This window comes from Photobacterium pectinilyticum, from assembly GCF_024357955.1.
Taxonomy (GTDB): domain Bacteria; phylum Pseudomonadota; class Gammaproteobacteria; order Enterobacterales; family Vibrionaceae; genus Photobacterium; species Photobacterium pectinilyticum.
Genome location: NZ_JANEYT010000125.1, coordinates 1 through 9,184 on the forward strand (window position 1 = coordinate 1; position 9,184 = coordinate 9,184).

Genomic DNA, 9,184 nt, shown 5'->3' on the forward strand with positions numbered 1-9,184 from the left:
ACCTATTTCAACGCATTTCGATTTCAACTCGTGCATAACCATTTTAGTTATTGTTTGAATATCATAAATATTCGTACCATAACGCTGCTTAAACAAGTTTTCCCCTATAAACTTGAAAATACCAACTCCAGTCTTTCCCGTTGCACAAACAACACCAAGGCATTATTCATATGTCACGCCAACAGGTAATGCTGAGCAAGTTGAAATATAAATTTAGTCAGCAAACTCATCGTAATGACCCAATGCAATCTTGTTATTCTTTATAACTTATTGGGAAAATTATCCTTCTTGGTTTTCTACACAGATATAAAAACCTTCTTCTTTATTGCCGTTGATCTCTTCAAATGCTGTTTTTCCTAACAAGTCTACCGCAAGGTAGACGTCATCTTTTTGCAATATTGTGTACACACTTATAGCTACTCCTCCATGAATCCATTTTTTCGCTAAAAAGGTCTTTGAGTTACACCATATACAGTTAGCCTTACTTATATCGCCTTATAAGCAAGGCTTAGCTTACAACCATTTATCCATTATTCACAAACGAACCGGGTTCTATCGTGGTTAGCTTACGGTCACTAGACCTATTAACATGACGAGTTAATGGGTAAACTCACCCGGATCAATCAGCGCCAACTTCCTATCATTTGGACTCTTAGCCATTATTTCGACGTTTACATGCCTATATGCACTTTCTATATATTTATAACTATCCCACTTCACATCGCAGACAAACCAAACACCAAAAGTCCCTTGCCTTGCCCCTGTTTCAATTACCGTTTGTTTCGTCGTACTATTTATTGCCCCTTTTTTATTCCCCATTGGCGCTGATATTGTTATTTTAGGCTCGTCATCTAAAAGCAGAGTCGAGGTACAGTTACCCTGACGTTCATGATATCCAGCAACCTTTGCTCGTTCAGAACTATGGGTATAAGAAAACAAATGTTTCCCATTTGCTGCGTATTGGTAATTCCCTCTATAATGCAGGCCGATAGTCTGGTTTAGGCCAGCCCCTCTCGTTGACTCATCTTCTAAATGCTCGTAAAAGTTAAAGTTCCCGCCTTTGTTAAAGTCTAAAGTTGCAATCAACAACCCTTCTGGTTCAGTAGGCAACTTAGATGTGGCGTCATCAATAACATATACGTCGACCAATAAACCTGGTGTTATTGAGTGAGTATTTTGTATTTCTTCAAACTCATCTAGCACAGAATCGTCTACTTCTAAACCATCAGATGAACCACTTGTAGTTGATGGCAATGCTTGTGTTGAGGCTGTTTTTGCTTGTTGGGTTTGTAGCAGTGTCACCAACTGATTAATACTACTGCTCAACACTGCCATATCCTGTTGCATGCCCTCAATATTTGACTCGACAGCATCCAACCTTTCTTCCTGTGACTTCGTTTGATTTACATCATCAGCCATCACATTAACGGATAAGGCCATTGCTACGCTTATTGCCGCTATTTTATATTTCATCACTGTCCTTCCCTGTTTATTTAATTTATTCAGTTTTTACTTTATGGGGGATATTATTCACTTTTGCTTATCTTTGGGGTTTTGTTATCCTAAATCGGCTCGCCACCGAGTGATAAGTATCTAACTGCCTTTGGTTCATTCGAGCAACATCAAGATATGTGATAACTGCTGTTGCGCTTTCAAGGTTGTCAGTACTTCTTTTAACAGCAGACTGATTTGATGATTTATCTTTCCGTGCCTTTGTGTAATTTGATATCGCAGATAAGAACTTTTGCAATCTGGCATTGCTATCTTGCATCTGCTTTCTGGCGCGTTCTGCTTTGCGGACAGCCGCTTGCGTCTCGCTATTATGCACCTGATGATCAAAATCAGTAAGTTTATCTGCTGCAGTAATCAAATTAGTCCAGGCATTAACATTAGGAGCAATGGCAGCTCTTTCTTTATCATATTCCCTTGCTGAAATTAACAAGGCCTTCATCCTTGAATTACTGTCTGAGCGCTTTTGTTTGTAGTCCAGTAATACCTGATGCTTCTCAGGGTATTGCTCCTCAAACATCATTTTTTGGGTCTGGCTAAGTGAATCATAAGAACGGTTATGGAGCTGGCTAAACCCATCATGCTGACCAACCCTGATTGAATTAGCCAACTTCCATGCTTCATACGCGTTTTGACGTTTATCCAGAACTGCTACTGATGCTTTTCGGTCCTTGTTCATCCTAGCTTTTGTCAATGCACTTGAATTGATCCATGCTTTCAGAGCATTAACCCCTTGCTCAACAGAATCATCATGATCCGATAGTTTTTCAAGGATTGAGGCCATCTCCGAATCAGATGTTGACCAGCCTCTTTCTACAATATTGGCTGCGTGCCAGTACTGCGCGTATTTACCCGTCAGCGCCGTTTGCTCAATCTCACTGAACGACCGCTTCAGATCCACAATGCTGCCCCAAGTATCGGGATTAATTTTTTTTTGATTTTTCTCAGACGTATACCTATCAACCAACGTAGATAGCTGGGATAACTTGGCATCCAGTTTCTGTCGCAGTCCCAGATAAGTGACGAGAATGTCGTGAGCCTCTGGCTGCTCATCCAACAAAGCCTGCTTTGCGCGATCACTAAAGGTTGTTTGGTAGTGGCTGTAGGCTTGCTCAAGACTATAGATAGTCTGCTGCCCCTCTAATCGTTCAGCCATATCGGCAGCCAGATAACTTGCAGAGATACCATCCGCAGTAACTAGCGTGTAAGGATCAACAGCATTAAGTCTGTTTTTATCTAAATTTTTTAGTGACTTGTAAACATTGTGAGCCCGTTCATTTTTATCTGCAGCCTGCTCTGCATTGATGACCCCCTTCAGCTGCGTCAAGCGCCTGTCACTCTCTCTCTGTCGTTGCTGAGCTAGTTGTATACGTTCCTTAACTGACATTGGAAGTTTGTCGTATTGTGAGGGTGTGGCATGTTCAACAAGCTCAATAAGTGCAACTAGCGCCTCCCAGTTGGATTCATCCTGCTCATAAATTCGATGCTGCTTTTGTATTTTGTTTGTCATGGACTCGAAGCTGACAACGTCAGAAATATCACCAAGTGTGAAGTTGCTGTCAGGGGCCATATACAATGTCCCGCCAACAACCAATGACGCTACAAGTCCCATATACCAAAATTTCATTTTCCACTCCACTTTAAGAGGTTTAACACCTTCTTTTTGGGGAAGCGGCCGATCATTTGTGGGGCTGGCAGCCTTAAAGTTATTCGGTGATTTCCAGAGGCCTTCGGCGAGATCATCAATACTCTCTATCAGATGAAGCTCTACACCTAATTGGGATAATTGACCTTTGGCATCATCTGGCAGTTCTTTCTTGTTTTTCACTGAAAACACAGCATGCTTTATGTTCATTTCTTCGGCTAGGGCAACCAAAGTTTTAAACTTCATCTCTATGTAGCTAACATTGCCAACCAAGCCATGCTCTTCTACGGTTCCGGTTGCGAAAACATAGCTTCCTTTATCAACCAGACTCCCATGCCTAACCAATTGATCAGCAATTGCCATTGATAACTCGTGGCTACGGCCAGTGAACTGTGAATTAGAGGCATCAGCTCTTACGGCAGGAGGATCTGTATTTTCATAAGAGCGAGCAGGGTTTAACACATCTCGAATCTTTGTGGCGGTTAACGCTTTGCCTTTTGTCCGGCTACTGAACCATTCCTCCTCCATTTTATCGTTACCAAGATCGGCGACTCGCATGAATACCATCCGGCCATGATTGCCATCTACGGTAGGGAATAGGGTAGTTTCGAATGTTTTGGGGTTATGCCTGAAAGAAGGGTCTCGGGTAAAACGACCCGTTCCATCTGATTCAGCAAAGCCCCTTGTTGCAGGCTCCTTTTTAATAGCATCGTTATTTTCAACTGGTTTTACCTCTGCTATACCAACCTGCTGATCACGCAGATAACCAGGGATTAGAGGGCGACAACCATCATTAGCCATTTCCGATGTTAGGTAATCATTCTCAATATTTAGCTCGTTGAGTAGCAAGGCTATTTCATTTAGCTTTATTGCCCCGTCAGGATCATTTTTGTCTAGGAGATCATCAACAATACGCTTTGTTGGGACAATCGTGAAATATGCATTATGATCCGCACCGATAGAACTATCTAGTTCGATGTCTTTGTTAAACCAAACCATTGAACCTATGCGGTTTTTATCTCCCCACTTCGAAAATGCCACCTTGTAAAACATCCTAGCATGCTGCTGAATATGACCCTTCAGTACCTTCCTTGTGCGACAAACCTGTGTGAATGGGTTTTTGCCTGTATCCCTTCCCCCACTCGTCAGAAGCTTTTGGGTACCATCGTCATTAATTACCTGCCAAGCTCCCTCTTCTGTGGCTACAACCTTTTTTGCATCATCATAGGCCTTGGTTTCAATAATCACCATGCCGCTTTCTTTGATAACCCAAATATCGGCTTCTGCCCTCTCGGTCCACGTTTTTTTCTGCGACTTCTTATCAACTGTAAAGTCATAACCTTGGATTACGATAAACCAGCGAGACTTATAGTTAGGATCCAGCGCTTCTCGCTTCTTCTCGTAGCTATAGAGTTGACTCACAAACTCACGAAATTGTGAGTTTTCGTGACTGCGCCCTGGATACTGAAAAGCACGAATCAGTGGCATGTGGATCTCCCTATTCCGTCAGACTAATTCAACATTATTTTCACTTTCCGCGTTATGTACTCTGATACGTCATCACCAAAAGGCCAGTCATCAATAATGAGTACTTCTCCAGCCGGTACTGCGGTTATCCAGACCTGCCCCTGCTCATCTATAACAGAGACGGAATCTGACATATTGAGAGATTCGGATAGCTCAGCCTCTAAGATCAGGCTTATCACATATCCATCCGGCTCTTGCTCTATAACAATTTTGAATCCATTAAATGGAAGGACGTACCTGTCTTCATCGGAGCCTGCAGCAAGCAGTTGCTGTGAATCACCCCAATTATTTTCTTCCCATGTTGATCTGTCCCTTGAGCGACATACTCTCATTGCATATGTATACTTTGCTCTTGCAGCCGGAGAAAGCCAGATTGTTTCTATCTCACGCTGACTTAACGCAGGCCCCGAAGTTAATGCGCTATATATACGCTCGTACGAGATGTAATATTTACCATCCTCGCTCTGGGTATCGAGAATTGCCTGCAGCAAATGTGCATTCTTATGGCTAGGCATTAGTTGTTATCCTCATATTCCGACAGTGCATCAATACCATGTCCTTCAAGGCATTCACGCAAGAGCTCAAGTCCAGTACCTTTTCGACTTTTGAACTTGGTATTGGACATCCCTGCTTTTACGTATATTGAAGAAGCAGACCTACCCTCTATAAAAAATTGGTGCAATATTTGGTAGGTTTCGTCAGAGTATGCTTTTAGCATCTCAATACAGCCATCCAGTCGTAATAGCTGCATTTCAACACCATTAATACCTTCAATTTCAACACGCTCATCAGCAATAGGTAGAGAATCTACCTCTACTGAGGCCGGCTCGTGGTAAAAATCAAATATGATATCTAACAACCGGTCCTCATTAGTTACAACATGCAGACCTTTAAATATGATTTTTTGCTTAAGGAGACTAATGAACTTCTTATCGGTCACAACTATCGGTTTACCCTCAAGCTCCTGCTGTACCTCTCTAAGTAATGGGTAGATCCTTCGCCAGTTTGCGGCATTATCAATAAACCGCTTATCTACCCCGTCCTCAATTAGAAAATCCCGCATCCCATGCTCCAGTGACTGCTTGAACGTGTTAAAGATAGCGCCCCTACATTTGTCTTTACCGATATTTTCAGTATCAAGGCCACGGAGGTTTTCCTCTATGTAACTTCGAGAACAATTAAAAATACTCCACGCGGCACCACCAGATACACCACTACAATTACGTTCAATCTCACGGAGTAAAGATTCATCAAAACTATTTTCAATATCGATAAACCACTGGTTTACATCAATGTCTTCCAGTGATTGAAAACTGTCAGGAAGACAGCTCATCAAACCATTAGCAAGCATCTTCCTGACATCATCCCACTGCGTTATCAGTGCTCTATAACTCACAGTGCTATCTCCTTGTGTGAATTACTTTGAATTTTTCTTAATAAATTCTTCCGTACTCAATATCATGTCGGTTACTTCATTCAGTTCCCGAGTACCATCGGTGATTAAACCGTCGATACGTAACATGCTGTCATCAAAGTCTTCTAGATACTGGCTAGACTCAAGCAAAGCTAGTTTTGAAGGGATCATCTTTAGCTCCAGATTCAACTTGCCTCTTTGTAAAATCAAGCTTTCCCGCATTTTTGCGAGGTCTTTTCTCAGCCCCTTAGCCTGATTGGTTTGTGCTTCTAAGGCAGACCTTTCACTTCGAAGTAAATCCAACTGACTATTCAAAATGGTTAGACTTGTGAAATTTTGACCTGAGAACCAGACGTCTATGTCATTAGAATCTTCGGGGAGGCTTGAGATGAGCTCGGCACCTTCGCTGACAAGCTTACTGTTTGCAACTACCAGCAGCTCATGTTTTTCGATTATGGCGTTTTGACTATCAATTTGTACGTGGATATCTTTGATGCCTTTATTGAAACCCGTGTGGATTTCTTCCAGCTGCCGCTGTTTAGCTTCAAGGCATCGAATTTTATTAGCTTCACAAGCACTGTCGTCCCATGAAGAAATATTGTCATCATAAATAGCCGTGATTTTGCTCATGGTGCCGGGAGACACATAGTTAATCACTACTAGAGACAAACCACCCCAAAAGATAATTGAGAAGACGTAAAATGCCACTGTTTTGACTTGCTTTACGAATCTGTTCATTGCGCTGCTCCTTATTGATGTTGGTTATCCATAACCTTGTGAGGAACTGAGCTTATTTTCGTTTTCACTTTTATTGATTTATGGAACGAACTTAACGCCACAAACACAAGCTGTCTATTTATTAACCAGCGCTTTGTGTCCCCTGTATGATTTTTCTTTAATACTTTAAGATGATTGTAAAATAAATGTGATCACCTCCAGAGGGTTTTGTCGCAAAGTCATGCTGATGCACAAGCGTACTGATTTCCAGATGCAGTTAGGCTGCAAGCGCGTAGAATTCATCCCAAACTGATAAACCATCAGGGTTGTCGAGCTGTCCATTTTTAATCATCGTCCACATGAACCAATGGTTGATAACTCGATAAAAACTATTAGCCGTCTACGTCACGAGTACCTTGATTACTGTGATGGTTACTATCTTTGAGGTAGGGAAAATTCTCACCGACTGCATCTCCGCTCACATAAACATTATGTAATGTCTTCTAATGACGTCTACACCTCAGAAATGCGCATACAATTGCACATTGATTAGGCAGTATTCCCAAAAGAACATATGCTTCTTCTAGGGGGTTTTAGTGCTGATTTTGACTTCTTGTTGCTCTACAGCGTTGTTTGCTTTGCGAGTTGGTTTGGGTTATCGGCACAGTCTTTTTAATTGAAGGTGAGGCGAGAGAGATGGCTAGGAAGATTTTCTGTGGGGTGATTTGCTTAACATTGATGTTAGGTGGATGTGACAACGGCAGTAGCCAAGCGGCTGAACAAAAGGTCGAGGAATTAAAGGTCAAAGACCTTAAGGATATGACCAACCAAGAAATCGTTGAACATAAACTAAAGTCCCTCGGTTTGAGTTTTGAAAAAAAATTAAAAGATTCAAATAAGAGACATGTTGAGTATGTCGCAGCCAAAGAGAAGATGGAAAAACAGTACACTGAGTATCAGAAGCAAAGCGCTGAATTTAACGAGCGACAGGCAGAGCTTGATATTGCGTTGAGTGAGGCAAGGTTCGTTGAAGACAGTGATGAGGTTACCGCAGTAAAGCGTAAAATGCTTGAACTTAAAAAAGAGAAGAATACCACATTTAAAGATCTCCCTAATTTCCAAAGTAAATATCCTCAACTTCAAGAATCAATCAGAAAGGCACAAGATGCTATATATAAATCCAAGAAAGAACTAACAGAGTGGAATAACCTAAGGGCAAAAATTAACAACGAGATAGATCTTTATTTTTATGCTCTAGGGGCAGAAGAAGCTAATAGGGTGAAGAATACATTTGATAAATCGAGAAATTCCGCTAACGTAGTTATAAATCAAGAGCTTTTCATCAAAGGGATGTCAGTCAGAATTAAAGGGAGGGAAGTCGAGACTCCAGACACTGATAAAACCCAAGAGTTGATCAGAGATTTATATGAGTATGCCATCTCAAATTCTAATGCCGGGAGGTTTGATAATTTTGAAATAGACGAGTACTGGGGGACATTAAATGTAGAAGGGGTTGATTTTAGCAACCCATTGGATATTTTCTCATATTACTATGGCTATGAAGTTGGAGACACTGGGAGAGACTTTGTCACCACCGCGTCGGAACGGTTGGGCGTCTCTCCTAAATTTGATGGTTATATAATGTCCATTGAAAGTGCTCTGTCAGGTGAGCTATCAAGTTATGATGAAGTTTTGCCGTCTGTTCTTCGAGCTATTTTGAGTTCGCATATCGCAATAAACACCAATGAAGGTGATACCTTCTACACTGACTTTCAGAAACAGGAAGGCGTAAACGAAGTTGGCAGCGGACTGCTACAGAAAGTGATAACTAAAAATGAGTCAGCACCTCCTCTGAGTGGTTATGCCCGGAACTTTAAAGTCAACTACATTGCAACAGCCTCTAATGGTGATGAGATAGAAGTGAAGGATGTTACACTTGAATACTTTGACACACCCAAAGATCTCCGTCGAATCTTAGGAAAGATGGCCGTAGGGGACGTTTATCAGGTGGTATTTAGTGGCAGATATATTAATGATCAGAGACTAGTGGGTTTCGGTAATAGTTGGCGAGAAGGGAAGAATTTGAACTTTCCACATTTTTATGAAGGAACATCAGTATCGTACAAAATAGAGCTACTCGGTGCCTCGCGGTGATTTCATCACCTGATTGATATAAAGCCTCAACTTAGGTGTTGAGGCTTTCACCTCAATTTATAGGTTTTGTCGGCGTTGTTGATCAAATCAGCTTGAAGGTCAACGGCACCATATATGACTATCCGTGGTTTTGTCGCAAAGTTATACTGAAGTACAAATGACTGTTTTCCAAATACAACTAGGCTGCTAGGTTATAAAACTGTTCCCAAGCTGGCATC

Annotated in this window: 7 protein-coding genes; 1 reads left to right on the plus strand and 6 read right to left on the minus strand. The window is 41.6% G+C overall.

The window, feature by feature from the left end:
• Positions 1-279 precede the first annotated feature (279 nt).
• From NHN17_RS24680 to NHN17_RS24705, 6 genes are all read right to left on the minus strand, one after another.
• Positions 280-408, minus strand: a complete 129-nt coding sequence (locus tag NHN17_RS24680; protein ID WP_255045323.1) for a hypothetical protein — start codon at positions 406-408, stop codon at positions 280-282.
• Positions 409-597: 189 nt separating this feature from the next.
• A complete protein-coding gene (locus tag NHN17_RS24685) occupies positions 598-1,473 on the minus strand; it encodes a hypothetical protein (RefSeq protein WP_255045324.1) in 876 nt (291 codons plus the stop codon).
• Positions 1,474-1,540: 67 nt separating this feature from the next.
• Complete coding sequence (locus NHN17_RS24690) at positions 1,541-4,642, minus strand: nuclease-related domain-containing protein (RefSeq protein ID WP_255045325.1); 3,102 nt, start codon at positions 4,640-4,642, stop codon at positions 1,541-1,543.
• A gap of 23 nt (positions 4,643-4,665) precedes the next feature.
• The gene (locus NHN17_RS24695; protein WP_255045326.1) at positions 4,666-5,196 is read right to left on the minus strand and encodes a hypothetical protein; all 531 of its coding nucleotides are present in this window, start codon (positions 5,194-5,196) and stop codon (positions 4,666-4,668) included.
• A complete protein-coding gene (locus NHN17_RS24700) occupies positions 5,196-6,077 on the minus strand; it encodes a hypothetical protein (RefSeq protein ID WP_255045328.1) in 882 nt (293 codons plus the stop codon). Before NHN17_RS24700 ends, NHN17_RS24695 begins: the two co-directional genes overlap by 1 nt.
• A gap of 21 nt (positions 6,078-6,098) precedes the next feature.
• Positions 6,099-6,833 carry a hypothetical protein gene (locus NHN17_RS24705; protein WP_255045329.1) on the minus strand — a complete coding sequence of 245 codons (735 nt, stop codon included), beginning with the start codon at positions 6,831-6,833 and terminating at the stop codon, positions 6,099-6,101.
• A 675-nt stretch (positions 6,834-7,508) separates the two neighbouring features.
• Between NHN17_RS24705 and NHN17_RS24710 the strand changes: the two genes are divergently transcribed.
• Complete coding sequence (locus NHN17_RS24710) at positions 7,509-8,966, plus strand: hypothetical protein (RefSeq protein WP_255045330.1); 1,458 nt, start codon at positions 7,509-7,511, stop codon at positions 8,964-8,966.
• Positions 8,967-9,184 lie beyond the last annotated feature (218 nt).